This is a genomic window from Bradyrhizobium sp. SZCCHNRI1009 (assembly GCF_032487575.1).
GTDB lineage: Bacteria > Pseudomonadota > Alphaproteobacteria > Rhizobiales > Xanthobacteraceae > Bradyrhizobium.
Genome location: NZ_JAUEUL010000014.1, coordinates 103,297 through 116,730 on the forward strand (window position 1 = coordinate 103,297; position 13,434 = coordinate 116,730).

Here is a 13,434-nt window from a genome sequence, read left to right on the forward strand (position 1 = left end):
GTTTCATGTTTGTGATGCCGGTGACGGCAAGGTGGCTGCGGCGAACTCGGCGATAACGCGCAGGGTCGCCTCGGGCGCCTCGCGATGCGGGGAATGGCCGGTCTTGGGCAGCATCGTCACCTCGACCGGGCAGTAGCACTCCTCCTGGAGGATCTCGACCTGGCGGAGGGTGCCGTACTGGTCATCGACGCCCTGGATCACGGCCACGGGGACGCGGATGTAGGCGAGGTCAGCCGTGATGTCCCAGGTCCGGAACGTCGGATCGAGCCAGGCGCCGTTCCAGCCATGGAACGCATTGTCGACGTCCTTGTGCCAGCGGCCGAGCTTGGTGCGCAGCTCCGTGGTTTCGTAAGTGGTCTTGATCGCGGCGATCGACGACACCGAAACGTCCTCGACGATGACATGCGGCGCGATCAGCACGATACCCTGGAGGCGATGGTCGGCGTGGCTGCCGGCATAGATCGCCGCGATCGAGGCGCCGTCGGAATGGCCGACGAGAAGACCGCGCCGGAAGCCGATCGCGTCGAGCAGCTTCGGCAGCACATCGCGCGCCTCGCGCTGCATGTAGTCGAGCGGCCGCGGCAGCGACACCGGGCTGGAGGCGCCGTAGCCGGCGCGGGAATACGCGAAGACGGAGACGCCCGTGGCCTGTTGGAGCTTGTCCGGGAATTCTCCCCACAGGCCGACCGAGCCCAGCCCTTCATGCAACAGCACGATGCACGGCGCATCTGAGGGCTGCGGCCCGATCAGGCGATATTCGAGCTGGGCAGAGTCGATGGTGAGGAAGCCGTTTGCTTCGAGCGTCATGCGCTGTTCTCTCCTTCGTCATGCCCGGGCTTGACCCGCCTGCGCGGCCGAAGCCGCTTCGACGCGGCGAAGGCCCGGGCATCCACGTCTTTCTTCGTCGCAGGAAGATGGATGGCCGGGTCAAGCCCGGCCATGACGACAACTAAAAGCAGGGCCTACTTACGGGCAGGAAGACCAACTATTGGTTCGCCCCCTCGCGCAGCTTGAAGCGCTGGATCTTGCCGGTTGCGGTTTTCGGCAAGGATTCCACCACCTCGATCCAGCGCGGATATTTCCACGGGCCGATCTTCTGCTTGACGTGTTCCTTCAGTGCCTCGTGCAGGGTCGAGCGATCGACGGTCGGGCGCAGCACGACATAGGCCTTCGGCTTCAGCAGGCCCTCCGGATCGGCTTCCGGCACCACGGCAGCCTCCAGCACGGAGGGATGCGTGATCAGCGCGCTCTCGACCTCGAACGGCGACACCCAGATGCCGGAGACCTTGAACATGTCGTCGGAGCGGCCGCAGAAGGTGTAGCGGCCATCGGCATCGCGAACATATTTGTCGCCGGTGCGCGTCCAATAGCCCTCGAAGGTCGAGCGGGTCTTGTGGCGCTGATTCCAGTAGCCTTCGCCAGCCGAGGGCGCGTGCACCAGCATCTCACCGACCTCGCCGTCCGGAACGCCCTCACCGGCCTCGTTGACAAGACGAACCTGATAGCCCGGCACGGGGCGCCCCGATGAGCCGTATTTGATGTCCCCGGGCACGTTGGACAGGAAGATGTGCAGCAGCTCGGTCGAGCCGACGCCATCGAGAATGTCGACGCCGAACCGCGCCTTCCAGGCATTGCCGACCGATTCCGGCAGCGCCTCGCCGGCCGAAGTGCAGATGCGCAGAGCGCTGCCGGCCTTCTCATGGCGCAGCGACTCATCGTGCAGCATCGCGGCGAACAAGGTCGGCACGCCGTAGAAGATGGTCGGATTGTAGCGGTTGAGGAGCTTGAACATCAGCGCCGGCGTCGGACGCTCGGAATTGAGGATCGTGGTTGCACCGACAGAGAGCGGGAAAGTCAGCGCATTGCCGAGGCCATAGGCGAAGAACAGCTTTGCGGCTGACAGACAGACATCGCTCTCGCGGATGCCGAGCACCTGGCTGGCATAGGTCTCCGCCGTCGCGGCGAGATTGCCGTGCAGATGGCGCACGCCCTTGGGCATGCCGGTCGAGCCCGACGAATACAGCCAGAACGCCGGCTCGTCCTCGTGGGTGGCGACCGTGTCGAACTGATCGCTCTCGCGCGCGAGCTCCTCGGTGAGCAGCTTGTGGCCGAAGGCATTGGCGCCGGAGACCACGACGCAATCGAGATCGGGCATCCGGCCGACAATGTCCTTCACCACCGGATACAGCGCCTCGGACACGAACAGCACGCGGGCGCGGCAGTCGGCCAGCACATAGGCGTATTGCTCCGAGGTCAGCAGCGTGTTGAGCGGCACCGGGACGATGCCCGCGCGCATGGCGCCAAGAAACACCGCGGGGAAATCCACCGTATCGAGCATGATCATCGCCACGCGCTCCTCGCGGCGGACGCCAAGGCGACGCAGCATGTTGGCGACGCGGCAGGTCTGCTGCTGCAAACCGCGATAGGTCAGCTCGGAGACCGTGTCCGTGTAGGCGAGCTTGTCGCCGCGCCCCGCCTCGACATTGCGGTCAAGCAACCACGATACCGCATTGTACGACTTCACGGCATTCTCCCCGGATTTTTGAATTATAATTCATACAAGGCCACCAACATCGCTTGCTGTCAATCCTCCCCGGCATTATGTTTCCTGCTCAAAAGAGTACCTCAGGGATATGACGCCACACAGCGATGCCCCGCGCGACGACGGCCAGTCCGCGGCCGAGACCGATTTCCTCGACCAGCTGGGCCAGCGGGTGCGGCGGATGCGCGGCCTCGCCGGCATGTCTCGCAAGGTGCTGGCCGAGGTCTCCGGGATTTCCGAGCGCTACATCGCCCAGCTCGAGAGCGGCAAGGGCAATGTCTCGATCGTGCTGCTGCGCCGCATCGCCAACGCGATCAACGCGCCGCTCGACGACATCATCCCCGGCGGCGAGCCATCGCCGGACTGGCCGGTCATTCGCGATCTCCTGAAGAAGGCGAGCCCGAGCCAGATCGCCGAGGTCAAGGAGCTGCTTGCCGGCGGCGCATCGGCGCCCCTGCGGCGTTCGTTCTCGGGCATTGCGCTGATCGGCCTGCGCGGTGCCGGCAAGTCGACGCTCGGCAAGATGCTGGCGGAGCGGATCGGCTGGAGCTTCGTCGAGCTGAACAAGGAGATCGAGCGGCAGAACGGGCTTTCGGTTGCCGAGATCATCGCGCTCTACGGCCAGGAAGGCTTTCGCCGCATGGAGCAGGCCGCCCTGGTGCAGCTGCTGGCGCGCAAGGAGGCGATGGTGCTGGCGACCGGCGGCGGCATCGTCTCCGAACCGGTGACCTTCGACCTGATCCTGACCTCGTTCTACACGATCTGGCTGAAGGCCGAGCCGGAGGAGCACATGGGGCGCGTGCGCAAGCAGGGCGACCTCCGCCCGATGGCCGACGACCGCTCGGCGATGGCCGAGCTGCGCAACATCCTCGCCAGCCGCGAGCCGCTGTACGCAAGGGCCAACGCCGTCGTGGATACAGCGGGCCTGTCGGTCGACGCGGCCGCCGCGCGGCTGGGGGAAGCTGTGAAGCCGGTCATCGCCAAAGAGGCCAGGATGTTTGCGCGAGGGTGAACGCGCGCAACGTCAATGCCGGCACATCCCGGCATGCGTTAACCACCGCCGTCATTTTCATACCGCCGATGGTGGCCACACACCCTCCGATTGCTTAATAGATCGTTAAGTGACTGGAGGACGTGTCATGGACAACCGTCGCAACGAGGCCCGCCAACGCGTCTACTATGGCGGCGTTCTGACATTCAACGCCGGCAGCTCGACGCTCGCCTGCATCGTCCGCAATTTCAATAACCGCGGCATCAAGATCGAGCTGGAAGGGAGCGTGCTGCTGCCCGACCGCGTCGACGTCACGATCGAACGGCGCGGATGGTCGCGGCCGGCCCGCATGATCTGGCGCGACGGTGCCGGCGCCGGCCTCGCCTTCGACAAGGAGAGCGAGGTCGTCTCGCTGGAATCGGCTCGCACGCTGCGCGACCGCGAACGCACCAACAAGCGGCTCAAATCCCGCCTCGAACAGATTCTGTCGGGGTACTGACCTGATGTCCGAGGTCTCGCGAGACCGAGACGACCTGCTGCTTGCAGCTCCCGATGCGCCGCAGAGCCCCGCTCGCGCTGCCGAGCGCCGGCCGCGGCTGGCATGGCTGCGGCGCGTCGCCCTCCTGCTCGCCGCTCAATATGTCATCGTGCTGCTGATCGGCGTCGCAGCGGCGTCCACCGTGCGATCCTATGTGCTGCCGGAGGTCGTCGACCGCTTCGAGGCCCTCGCAGCGGCGCTCAAGCGAACGCCGCTGCGGTAAGCTCATTCCATTTCCCGCAGCTCCGCGTAGGTGAGCGGCTTGAGGCTGGCGCCATCGAAATAGACGAAGCGCAACCGGCGGCGGCGGGAGACGAAGTTCGACGGCAGCGGATCGTAGCGGAAGGTGCCGCCGCCGAGATGCGGCGTCAGGCTGCCGACATCGGTCAGCGCGTCGATCTCGACGCGCAGCAGCTTGAGGCTCGTGCCGTCGCGCAGGATCTCGAACGGAACCCGCGCCAGCCGCAGGAAGCTGGTCGGATCCGGCGCGGCGATGAAGCCGTCGACAAAGGCAGCCTCGACCTTGTCGAGATCCGGTTCGGCCGCCGCGGCGGGCTTGGCGCCGTCCGGTTGATGCGGCGTCTGCCACTGTACCGGCGAGCGGCCGCCGTGGGGATGGTTGTGACCGGGACCGTGCGGGGGGTGATCGTGGTCATGGTGGTGATCATGATCATGCGCATGGCCATGATCGTGATGATGATGGCCATGATGGTGGTGATGATGACGCATCGCGAGCCTCAGAAGCTGACCGGCTTGTTGATGATGGACTTGTGGCTGCCGAGCTTGCCGTGGGCGACCATCGAGCCGAGCGCCTCGACGACGACGCGCACGCCGATCAGCGCGGTGATGTCCGAGGTGTCGTAGGGCGGCGAGACCTCGACCACTTCGAGCCCGCACAGGCCCTCGGCGGCGACGAGGCCGAGCAGCTTCAGCGCCTCGCGCGGCAGGAAGCCGCCGGGCTCCGGCCAGCCGGTGCCCGGCACGAAGCCGCAATCGATGGAATCGACGTCGAACGAGATGTAGACCGCGTCGGCATCCTTCCAGGCCAATTCCAGCGCGATCTCGGCGGTCTTCTCCAGGCCGATCTTCTCGATGTCGGCGATGGTCAGCACGTTGGTGTTGCGCTTGCGCGCGACCTCGACGCCCTCGCGCGGCACCTGCCAGCCGCCGATGCCGAGCTGCACCAGATTGGTCGGCGACACGTTCGACAGGTTGGTCGCCCAGTACCAGGGCGTGGTGTGCATGCGCTCGTCGAGATCCTTCTCCTGGATGTCGATGTGGCGGTCGAAATGGATGATGCCGATGCGCTTGTCGGTGCACTGCGCGATGCCGCGAACGCAGGGGAAGCCGATCGAATGGTCGCCGCCGAGCATGATCGGCAGCGCCCCGGACGAGAACACATGCGCGACGCCGCGGCTGATCTGGTCAAAGCTCTTTTCCAGATTGGCGGGGATGGTGAAGACGTCGCCGGCATCGCACAGGGTCATCTGCTCGCGCAGGTCGACGCCGAGCTCGTAATTGTAGGGCGTGTACAGCGCCGAGATGCGGCGAATGCCCTGCGGCCCGAAGCGGGTGCCGGGCCGATAGGTGGTGCCGGAATCGAAGGGGATGCCGATCACCGCGGCGTCGTATTTGCCGACGTCGCGGACGTTCTCGACATACGGCGCCTTCATGAAGGTGTTGATCCCGGCGAAATGCGGCAGCTCGCCGCGCGCAAAGGTCGGGATCTCGCGATCCGTCAGCGTGTCGGCGCCGGGCAAACCCATGTCGAGCGCCCATTGCTTCTCCCTGCGCCAGCCGTTGCTCGGCAGCCTGCCCTCGGCCTCCAGCGCCTGCCAGCCTTGCGTCGCCATCTTGTCGAAGTCCGGATGGTGACGCCGCATGAGCCGGCGCTGCGCGTGCAATCCGGCGCGGTGCGACCGGCGCATGAGTGGAAATGACATGGAGACTCTCCTTCGTTTCTTTCGACGTTTCTTGAACTGACTATTGCGCCGCCTGCAGGCTGGCGCGGATGAATCCGAGCACCGGCACGGCGCTGTCGCGGGTGAGATCGAGGTCGTAGGTGATGCGCGCGCCGAAGCGCTCGGGCGCCTGCGGATCCTTGCGCGGGCGGTCGAGCGCGATCAGCCGGGTGGCGAGGCCGAACGCCTCCTTGATATCGTGGGTGACCATCACGATGGTCATGTTGTGCTCGCGCCACAACGGCTTGATCAGCCCATGCATCTGCGCACGGGTGCCGGGATCGAGCGCGCCAAAGGGCTCGTCGAGCAGCAGCACGCGCGGCTGCTTCGCCAGTGCCTGCGCGATCGCCAGCCGCTGCTGCATGCCGCCGGACAGCGCGCTCGGATATTTGTCGCGATGCTCGGCCAGGCCGACGGCCTCGATCAGCGCGCGGCTCTTCTCCATCGCCTCCTTGCGCGCCGACCCGAACAGCCGCGCCGTGAACGGGCTGCCGGCAAGCTCATAGCCGAGCAGCACGTTGCCGAGCACGGTCAGATGCGGGAACACCGAATAGCGCTGGAACACGATGCCGCGGTCCGGCCCCGGCTCGGCCGGAAACGGCTGTCCATCGAGCAGCACCGCGCCCTGGGTCGGCCTCTCCTGGCCGAGGATCAGGCGCAGGAAGGTGCTCTTGCCTGCACCTGAAGGGCCGACGATCGACAGGAAGGTGCCGGAGGCGATTTCGAGATTGATGCGCTCGAGCACGACCTGGTTGCCATATTCGACCCAGACGTTGCGGAAGGACAGCGTGCTCATCAGCGGCTCCCTCGCGCATAGGCCCAGGGAAAGGCGCGCCGTCCGAACCAGACCAGCGCATAGTCGAAGATGTAGGCGAGCAGCGTGATCCAGACGACGTAAGGCAGGATCACGTCCATCGACAGATAGCGCCGGACCAGGAAGATGCGGTAGCCGAGCCCGACATCGGAGGCGATCGCCTCGGCCGAGATCAGGAACAGGAAAGCGGGCCCGATCATGAGCCGCAGCCCCTGGATCAGGCGTGGCATGATCTGCGGCAGCACGACGCGGATCGCGACCTGCCAGGTCGAGGCGCCCAGGGTCTGCGCCTTGATCAGCTGCTCGCGCGGCATGTTCTGCACCTCGAGCGAGAGGTCGCGCACCAGGGTCGGCGTAACGCCGATGATGATCAGCACCACCTTGGACAGCTCGCCGAGGCCGAACACGATGAACAGAACCGGCAGCACCGCCATCGGCGGGATCATCGACAGTACCGCAATCAGCGTGCCGAAGCCGGCGCCGGCGATCGGAAGCAAGCCGATGGCGAGTCCGAGCACGAGGCCGATGACGGCGGCAATGCCGAGCCCGAGCGCGAGCCGCTGCAGGCTCGCGGCCGTGTCCGACCACAGCACGTAGTCGCCGGAGCGACGATCCGGCTCGGTCGCGAGCCGCTTGGAGGTCGCGACCATCTCCGAGACCGGCGGCAGTAGCTTGTCGTCCGGATTGTCCGCACGCCGCTGCGCCGACCCCACCACGTAGATCAGCGCGATCAGCAGGAACGGCAGCAGCGCCAGCAACAGCCGGCTGCCCCGGTTCGGGACGACGTTCATCGCACGCGTCATGGATGGCTCCCTAACTCCTCATGGTGAGGAGGCGCGCAGCGCCGTCTCGAACCATGAGGCCCACCTCGGCCTCACCCTTCGAGACGCTTGCTGACGCAAGCTCCTCAGGGTGAGGGGTGACACGAGTTGCGCAGCGGACAGACGGCTCAGAGCTTCCCGTCGGCGGCCATCTTCATGAAGGTCGGATCGAAGCGCAGCTTGACATTGCCGGCCGCGCCCAGCGTCTTCGTTGGCGTGGAGATGCCGACCGCGTCCTTCGACTTCACGTTCTCGCCAAGCAGATTGTGGTCGAAGCAGAAGGTGCGCACGAGATCCATGATCTTCGGCAATTCCGGTCCGGTCACGAAGGCGAGCGCATCCTTCGGCTCATAATACATGAACGTGGTCTTGAGCTGGGTCTCGAAACCGGCGAGATCGGTGCCCGACAGCTTGGCCATGGCCTCGCGCGCGGCCTTGCCCTTCTCGCTCTGGTCCTTCATCAGCGCGATGGTCTCGTACCAGATGCCGACCAGCGCCTTGCCGAGCTCGGGATTGTCCTTGAGCGTCGCACTGTTGACGACCATGAGATCCTCGATCTCGCCGGGGATCTTGCTGGAGTCGAACACCAGCGTCGCGCCAGGCTCGGCCTTCACCTCCAGCAGCTGCGGATTCCAGGTGACCACGGCCGTCGTGTCCGGCGACTTCGCGGCGGCGACGATGTCGGCGTCCGAGGTGTTGACCGTCTTGATGTTCTTCTCGGACAGCTTCGCGGTCTCGAGGCCGCGCGCCAGCAGATAATGCGACACCGAGAGCTCGACGAGGTTGACCTTCTGGCCCTTGATGTCGGCCATGGTCTTGCCCTTCTTGAGCACGACGCCGTCATTGCCGTTGGAGTAGTCGCCCATGATGATGGCCGACGTGTCGACGCCGCCGGCAGCGGGGATGGTCAGCGCATCCATGTTGGTGACGGTGACGCCGTCGAACTTGCCGGCGGTATATTGGTTGATCGATTCGACGTAGTCGTTGATCTGCGTGACCTTGATCGTGATGCCGTATTTGTCGGCCCACTTCTTGACGATCCCGGACTCGGCCGCATAGGGCCACGGCATCCAGCCGACATAGATCGTCCAGGCGATGTTGAATTCCTTCTTCTTCTCGGCTGACGCTGATGACAGCGACGCGGTCGCCAGCGTCGATGCCGCGAGCAGGGCAACAAACAGATTTCGCGCTTTGAACATGTCCAGTCCCTCATCGGTTTTCTGACCGCGGACTGGCATGAAGAACCTCGTGCCTGCCAAGCGCGGCCACTGAGGTCTCCCGGGTTTTTATCCCGCCGTGCACCAGGGCTCTCCCCTGGCGGCTGCTCTCGGACCAGCGTTCTCGACCGAGAACCGGAACCCTAGCTGCCAACTCTGAGCAACTGGAAGAGCAATCCGCGTGCCACGGAAAATGCTTGCGATTCAACGGAACAAATCACAGCATATGCTCAAAAAGACGGCATCACGAATTCATCTTAGGCGATGAGGATCGTCGGCGCTCGGCGGCCATTCATCAGTGGCATGAACCGGTGGCCGAGCGCGAACGACCTCATCAGGTCGGCACGTCCGGTGCTGTGTTGGGAGTCTCGTTGTCATGATCAAGTTGTCAGGGATCGCAATGGCAAGCATGCTGGTCGTGAGTCTTGCGTCCGGAGCGGCCATGGCGCAGAGCGCACCGGCAGCGGATGCGCCGGCCCAGCCTGCTCCCGCCGCAACTCCCTCTCCGACGCCAAGTCCCTCCCCTGCCGCGGCGGCACCTGCTCCGGCGCCGGCAGCCACGACCGAAAAGCCGGCCGAGACAAAGCCGGCCGCCGATGCGGCCGCCACGAAAAAGAAGAAGCGTACCAAGACCACCCGGCAGGAAGTCGAAGACTCCCTGCGCAGCGGCAAGGTGCCCTCGCGCTATCGCAGCCGGGTGCCGAAGGAATACCAGAAGTACATCCCGTTCGACCGCTGAGCGCGGAGGCGGCGATGCGCAGATCGGCGGCGCCTAGGTTGGCGGCGTCATCTTGACGATGATTCCGACGATCAGCATGAAGGCGAGACAAAGCGCCGTCTCGAGGTCGGAATGAGCAGACCAGAAGCTGCGCAGACTGGCCGCGGCCTTTTTCGGTGCTTCGATTCGGAGATGAGGCGCACGCATTTGCTCAACCTTTGGTAAAGGGTGAAACAAAGTACTACCCTGAAGAATGATCCCGTCCACGCCGCGCCTCAATGCGAAAAATCGGCGCACGCCAGCACGACTATGAAATCTACGCCCCTCGCGCGACGCGATCTTGATTTGAGTCAATCCGCTTCCACGTCGTCATAGCCGGCAGCGCTCCGCCCTCAGATACCGAGATAACGGTGCTGCAGCTCCGGCTCGGCCATCAGTTGGTCCGATGTGCCGTGCCACACCGTGCGGCCACGCTCGATGATATAGTGGCGGTCGCAGATGCGGGTCAGATGCTCGACATTCTTGTCGATCACCAGGATCGACTGCCCGCGCGATTTCAGCAGCGACAGGCAGTTCCAGATCTCCTCGCGGATCAACGGCGCCAGCCCCTCGGTCGCCTCGTCGAGAATGAGGAGTTTTGGGTTGGTCATCAGCGCCCGGCCGATCGCCAGCATCTGCTGCTCGCCGCCGGAGAGCTGGTTGCCCATGTTGCTGCCGCGTTCGGCGAGCCGCGGAAACAGCGCGTGGATCTTGTCGAGCGTCCAAGGATCGGACGCGCCGAGCCGGTTGGCCGAAGCCGCTACGAGATTCTCGGTGACGGTCAGATTCGGAAAGATCTGCCGTCCCTCCGGCACCAGGCCGACGCCGAGCTGGGCGATCCTGTAGGACGGCAGCTTTCGCGTCTCCTGGCCGCTGAAGCGGATCAGGCCGGCGCGCGCCTGGGTCAGGCCCATGATCGAGCGGATCGTGGTGGTCTTGCCCATGCCGTTGCGGCCCATCAGCGAGACCATCTCGCCGGGACGGATCGCCAGCGACAGGCCGAACAAGACCTGACTCAGGCCGTAACAGGTCTCGATGCCGTCGACCTCGAGCAGCATGGCGCTTGTCCCCAGATCAACCATGGCCGACCACCACATGCTGATCGCCGAGATAGGCACGCTTGACCTCCTCGTTCTGCCGGATCTCGTCCGGCTTGCCCGAGGCGATGATGCGGCCATAGACCAGCACCGAGATGCGGTCGGCGAGCGCGAACACCGCCTCCATATCGTGCTCGACCAGCACGATCGAGACCTCGTCGCGCAGCTCATTGAGCAGCTTCACCATGCGCTGCGACTCGGTCACCCCCAAGCCGGCCATCGGCTCATCGAGCAGCAGGAGCTGCGGCTTGGTCGCGAGCGCGACCGCGAGCTCCAGCTCGCGCTGCTCGCCATGGCTGAGCTTCGAGACCAGCACGTCGGCGCGATGGCCGAGACCGACGCGCTCCAGCGCGGCGTGCGCGGCGGCGCGCAGCGGCTTGTCCTTGCGCGCGGCTGCGAAGAAACGGAACGAGTGCTTGCCGTCATGGGCTTGCGCCGCCAGCGCGACATTGTCGGCCGCGGTGAAGTCGGTCAGCAGCGAGGTGATCTGGAACGAACGCGCCAGCCCCAGTGCGCTGCGCTTATAGGCGGGGAAATGCGAGATGTCGCGGCCGCCTAAGAAAATGCGCCCCGCATGCGGCGCCAGGTGGCCGGTGAGCTGGCTGATCAGCGTGGTCTTGCCGGCGCCGTTCGGCCCGATGATGGCGTGGATCTCGCCCTTGGCAACGTCCAGGCAGACATGATCGGTGGCGACGATGCCGCCGAACCGGCGCACGAGATTGTCGACGCGAAGCAGCGACTCAGCCACGGTTCAACCTCCCGAGCATGCCCATGATGCCGCCGCGGCCGAACAGCACGATCAGGAGCAGCAGCGGCCCCATGATCAACGCCCAATATTCGGTGATCTGCGACAGCACCTCTTCCAGCACCAGGAACACCACCGCGCCGACGACCGGCCCCATCAGGGTGCCCATGCCGCCGAGGATGACCATCACCATGAGATCGCCGGAGCGGGTCCAGTACATCACGGCAGGGCTGACGAAATCGGTATTGTTGGCAAGCAGCGCACCGGACAGGCCGCACAGCATGCCGGCGATGACGAAGCACGCCAGCTTGTACCGCTTCGACGGGAAGCCGATCGCCTGCATGCGCTGCTCGTTGGAGCGCAGGCCCTGCAGCACGAGGCCGAAGCGCGAATTGACGATGCGCCAGATCAGCACCACGACGGCAAGCAGGCAGCACAGGCAGAGATAATAGAACTGCACGCGGTTGCCGAGGTTGATCAGGCCACCGAAATCGCTGCGCTTGTAGACGGTGAGCCCATCATCCCCGCCGTAACGGGCGAGGCCGGACGCGACGTAGTAGGCCATCTGCGCAAAAGCCAGCGTGATCATGATGAAATAGACGCCGCGGGTGCGCAGGGAAAGCGCACCGATCACCAGCGCATAGAGCGCCGACACCGCGATCGCCACCGCGAACTGCGCCCAGCCGGAGCCGATGCCTTCCTGCGCCAGGATGCCGACGGCGTAGCCGCCGATGCCGAGATAGGCGGCATGGCCGAAGCTCATCATGCCGCCATAGCCCATGATGAGGTTGAGGCTGACGGCCGCCAGCGCCAGGATCACGATGCGGGTGAACAGCGTGAGGATGAAAATGTTGCCGGAGAGGTTGGAATAGACCGGCAGCAGCACCAGGCCGGCCACGACGAGTGCGGCCACGAGGCTTGAGACGTTGAGCTGTGATTTCATCTGCGGTTGGCCGGAAACAGACCTTCAGGCCGCGCCACCAGCACGATCGCCATCAGGAGATAGATCAGCATCGACGACATCGCCGGCGCCGCCGTGGACGCCGCCGCCGAGTTCAGCACCTGGCGCAACAGGTTTGGCAGGAAGGCGCGGCCCATCGTGTCGATCAGGCCGATCATGATCGCGGCGATGAAGGCGCCGCGGATCGAGCCGATGCCGCCGATCACGATCACGACGAAGGCAAGGATCAGGATGTTCTCGCCCATGCCGATCTGCACGGTCAGGATCGGCGCCTGCATCAGCCCGGCGAGGCCCGCGAGCGCGGCGCCGAGGCCGAACACCAGCGTATAGAGCAGCTTGATGTTGATGCCGAGCGCACCGATCATCTCGCGGTTGGAGGCGCCGGCGCGGATCAGCATGCCGATCCGCGTCCGCATCACCCCGAGATAGAGCAGCAGCGCCACCAGGAGCGCCACGACGATGATGGCGAGCCGATAGGCGGGATATTGGATGCCGGGCAGGATCGTGACCGGGAAGGCGAGCCAGGATGGCAGCGGCAGCGCCAGTCCCGCCGGGCCCCAAATCAGCCGGACGGCCTCGTTGAAGAAGAGGATCAGGCCGAACGTCGCGAGCACATGGTCAAGGTGATCGCGCCCATAGAGATGGCGCAGTGCCGTGAATTCGAGCACGATGCCGAGCAGAAGCGTGGCTCCGAGCGCCATGACGGCGCCGAGCACGAAGCTGCCGGTCCAGGCCACGAAGGTCGCCGCGAAATAGGCGCCCATCATGTAGAGCGAGCCGTGGGCCAGGTTCACGAAGTCCATGATGCCGAACACCAGCGTCAGGCCGGCGGCCAGCAGGAACAGCAGCAGTCCGAACTGCAGCCCGTTCAGGAATTGTTCGACGACGAGAAGCATGCCCCTCACTTCACGCTCAAAAAGACGGCGGCAGAACCCGTTCCAGGCGCTGCCGCCATGTCCGTCCCGATCTTAGGCCGGGGATGTTTTAAGC

The 13,434-nt window shown here is 65.1% G+C and carries 15 protein-coding genes, 1 pseudogene and 1 riboswitch; of the genes and pseudogenes, 4 read left to right on the forward strand and 12 right to left on the reverse strand.

Features of this window, described 5'->3' with window-relative positions:
• Positions 1–3: 3 nt before the first annotated feature.
• Positions 4–807 (reverse strand): alpha/beta hydrolase, encoded by an 804-nt coding sequence (locus QX010_RS22865; protein WP_316182013.1) that lies wholly within the window; start codon positions 805–807, stop codon positions 4–6.
• Positions 808–985: 178 nt separating this feature from the next.
• Positions 986–2,524 carry a benzoate-CoA ligase family protein gene (locus QX010_RS22870; RefSeq protein WP_316182014.1) on the reverse strand — a complete coding sequence of 513 codons (1,539 nt, stop codon included), beginning with the start codon at positions 2,522–2,524 and terminating at the stop codon, positions 986–988.
• A 109-nt stretch (positions 2,525–2,633) separates the two neighbouring features.
• Between QX010_RS22870 and QX010_RS22875 the strand changes: the two genes are divergently transcribed.
• The 3 genes from QX010_RS22875 to QX010_RS22885 all read left to right on the forward strand — a co-directional run bounded on the left by QX010_RS22875 (position 2,634) and on the right by QX010_RS22885 (position 4,294).
• Positions 2,634–3,554 (forward strand): helix-turn-helix transcriptional regulator, encoded by a 921-nt coding sequence (locus QX010_RS22875; RefSeq protein WP_316182016.1) that lies wholly within the window; start codon positions 2,634–2,636, stop codon positions 3,552–3,554.
• A gap of 127 nt (positions 3,555–3,681) precedes the next feature.
• On the forward strand, positions 3,682–4,032 hold the full coding sequence (locus QX010_RS22880; RefSeq protein WP_316182018.1) for a PilZ domain-containing protein: 351 nt from the start codon (positions 3,682–3,684) through the stop codon (positions 4,030–4,032).
• A gap of 4 nt (positions 4,033–4,036) precedes the next feature.
• Entirely contained in the window at positions 4,037–4,294 is a 258-nt protein-coding gene (locus tag QX010_RS22885) for a hypothetical protein (RefSeq protein ID WP_316182020.1), read from the forward strand.
• A gap of 2 nt (positions 4,295–4,296) precedes the next feature.
• Here the strand turns inward: QX010_RS22885 and QX010_RS22890 are convergent.
• From QX010_RS22890 to QX010_RS22910, 5 genes and pseudogenes are all read right to left on the reverse strand, one after another.
• A pseudogene (locus QX010_RS22890) lies at positions 4,297–4,665 on the reverse strand (hypothetical protein); the annotation flags it as partial.
• Between the two features lie 143 nt (positions 4,666–4,808).
• On the reverse strand, positions 4,809–6,014 hold the full coding sequence (locus QX010_RS22895; RefSeq protein WP_316182021.1) for an arginase family protein: 1,206 nt from the start codon (positions 6,012–6,014) through the stop codon (positions 4,809–4,811).
• A gap of 40 nt (positions 6,015–6,054) precedes the next feature.
• Entirely contained in the window at positions 6,055–6,828 is a 774-nt protein-coding gene (locus QX010_RS22900; RefSeq protein ID WP_315801611.1) for an ABC transporter ATP-binding protein, read from the reverse strand.
• Positions 6,828–7,649, reverse strand: coding sequence for an ABC transporter permease (locus QX010_RS22905; protein WP_315801612.1), 822 nt, complete (start codon positions 7,647–7,649; stop codon positions 6,828–6,830). The genes QX010_RS22900 and QX010_RS22905 overlap by 1 nt, the downstream gene beginning before the upstream one ends.
• 146 nt (positions 7,650–7,795) lie before the next feature.
• The gene (locus QX010_RS22910) at positions 7,796–8,866 is read right to left on the reverse strand and encodes a putative urea ABC transporter substrate-binding protein (protein WP_316182023.1); all 1,071 of its coding nucleotides are present in this window, start codon (positions 8,864–8,866) and stop codon (positions 7,796–7,798) included.
• Positions 8,867–8,940: 74 nt separating this feature from the next.
• Positions 8,941–9,042, reverse strand: a riboswitch (guanidine-I (ykkC/yxkD leader).
• A 218-nt stretch (positions 9,043–9,260) separates the two neighbouring features.
• Between QX010_RS22910 and QX010_RS22915 the strand changes: the two genes are divergently transcribed.
• Positions 9,261–9,623: a hypothetical protein gene (locus tag QX010_RS22915; RefSeq protein ID WP_316182025.1), complete on the forward strand. Its 363-nt coding sequence runs from the start codon at positions 9,261–9,263 to the stop codon at positions 9,621–9,623.
• Positions 9,624–9,656: 33 nt separating this feature from the next.
• On the opposite strand, the gene QX010_RS22920 is transcribed toward QX010_RS22915, so the two are convergent.
• From QX010_RS22920 to QX010_RS22940, 5 genes are read right to left on the reverse strand one after another with little or no spacing between them, the layout of a single operon-like run.
• A complete protein-coding gene (locus QX010_RS22920) occupies positions 9,657–9,956 on the reverse strand; it encodes a hypothetical protein (RefSeq protein ID WP_315801615.1) in 300 nt (99 codons plus the stop codon).
• 38 nt (positions 9,957–9,994) lie between these two features.
• Positions 9,995–10,699 (reverse strand): ABC transporter ATP-binding protein, encoded by a 705-nt coding sequence (locus QX010_RS22925; protein ID WP_316182027.1) that lies wholly within the window; start codon positions 10,697–10,699, stop codon positions 9,995–9,997.
• Positions 10,700–10,715: 16 nt separating this feature from the next.
• Positions 10,716–11,486, reverse strand: coding sequence for an ABC transporter ATP-binding protein (locus tag QX010_RS22930; protein WP_316182028.1), 771 nt, complete (start codon positions 11,484–11,486; stop codon positions 10,716–10,718).
• On the reverse strand, positions 11,479–12,426 hold the full coding sequence (locus QX010_RS22935) for a branched-chain amino acid ABC transporter permease (protein ID WP_315801617.1): 948 nt from the start codon (positions 12,424–12,426) through the stop codon (positions 11,479–11,481). The genes QX010_RS22930 and QX010_RS22935 overlap by 8 nt, the downstream gene beginning before the upstream one ends.
• The gene (locus tag QX010_RS22940) at positions 12,423–13,340 is read right to left on the reverse strand and encodes a branched-chain amino acid ABC transporter permease (RefSeq protein ID WP_315801618.1); all 918 of its coding nucleotides are present in this window, start codon (positions 13,338–13,340) and stop codon (positions 12,423–12,425) included. Before QX010_RS22940 ends, QX010_RS22935 begins: the two co-directional genes overlap by 4 nt.
• Between the last annotated feature and the right edge of the window lie 94 nt (positions 13,341–13,434).

Bases quoted from the DNA above. Each gene is read 5' to 3' on its own strand.
- QX010_RS22935 (WP_315801617.1), bottom strand. From the start codon at position 12,426: ATGAAATCACAGCTCAACGTCTCAAGCCTCGTGGCCGCACTCGTCGTG.
- QX010_RS22900 (WP_315801611.1), bottom strand. From the start codon at position 6,828: ATGAGCACGCTGTCCTTCCGCAACGTCTGGGTCGAATATGGCAACCAG.
- QX010_RS22880 (WP_316182018.1), top strand. From the start codon at position 3,682: ATGGACAACCGTCGCAACGAGGCCCGCCAACGCGTCTACTATGGCGGC.
- QX010_RS22925 (WP_316182027.1), bottom strand. From the start codon at position 10,699: ATGCTGCTCGAGGTCGACGGCATCGAGACCTGTTACGGCCTGAGTCAG.
- QX010_RS22865 (WP_316182013.1), bottom strand. From the start codon at position 807: ATGACGCTCGAAGCAAACGGCTTCCTCACCATCGACTCTGCCCAGCTC.
- QX010_RS22940 (WP_315801618.1), bottom strand. From the start codon at position 13,340: ATGCTTCTCGTCGTCGAACAATTCCTGAACGGGCTGCAGTTCGGACTG.
- QX010_RS22910 (WP_316182023.1), bottom strand. From the start codon at position 8,866: ATGTTCAAAGCGCGAAATCTGTTTGTTGCCCTGCTCGCGGCATCGACG.
- QX010_RS22895 (WP_316182021.1), bottom strand. From the start codon at position 6,014: ATGTCATTTCCACTCATGCGCCGGTCGCACCGCGCCGGATTGCACGCG.
- QX010_RS22875 (WP_316182016.1), top strand. From the start codon at position 2,634: ATGACGCCACACAGCGATGCCCCGCGCGACGACGGCCAGTCCGCGGCC.
- QX010_RS22885 (WP_316182020.1), top strand. From the start codon at position 4,037: ATGTCCGAGGTCTCGCGAGACCGAGACGACCTGCTGCTTGCAGCTCCC.
- QX010_RS22915 (WP_316182025.1), top strand. From the start codon at position 9,261: ATGATCAAGTTGTCAGGGATCGCAATGGCAAGCATGCTGGTCGTGAGT.
- QX010_RS22905 (WP_315801612.1), bottom strand. From the start codon at position 7,649: ATGACGCGTGCGATGAACGTCGTCCCGAACCGGGGCAGCCGGCTGTTG.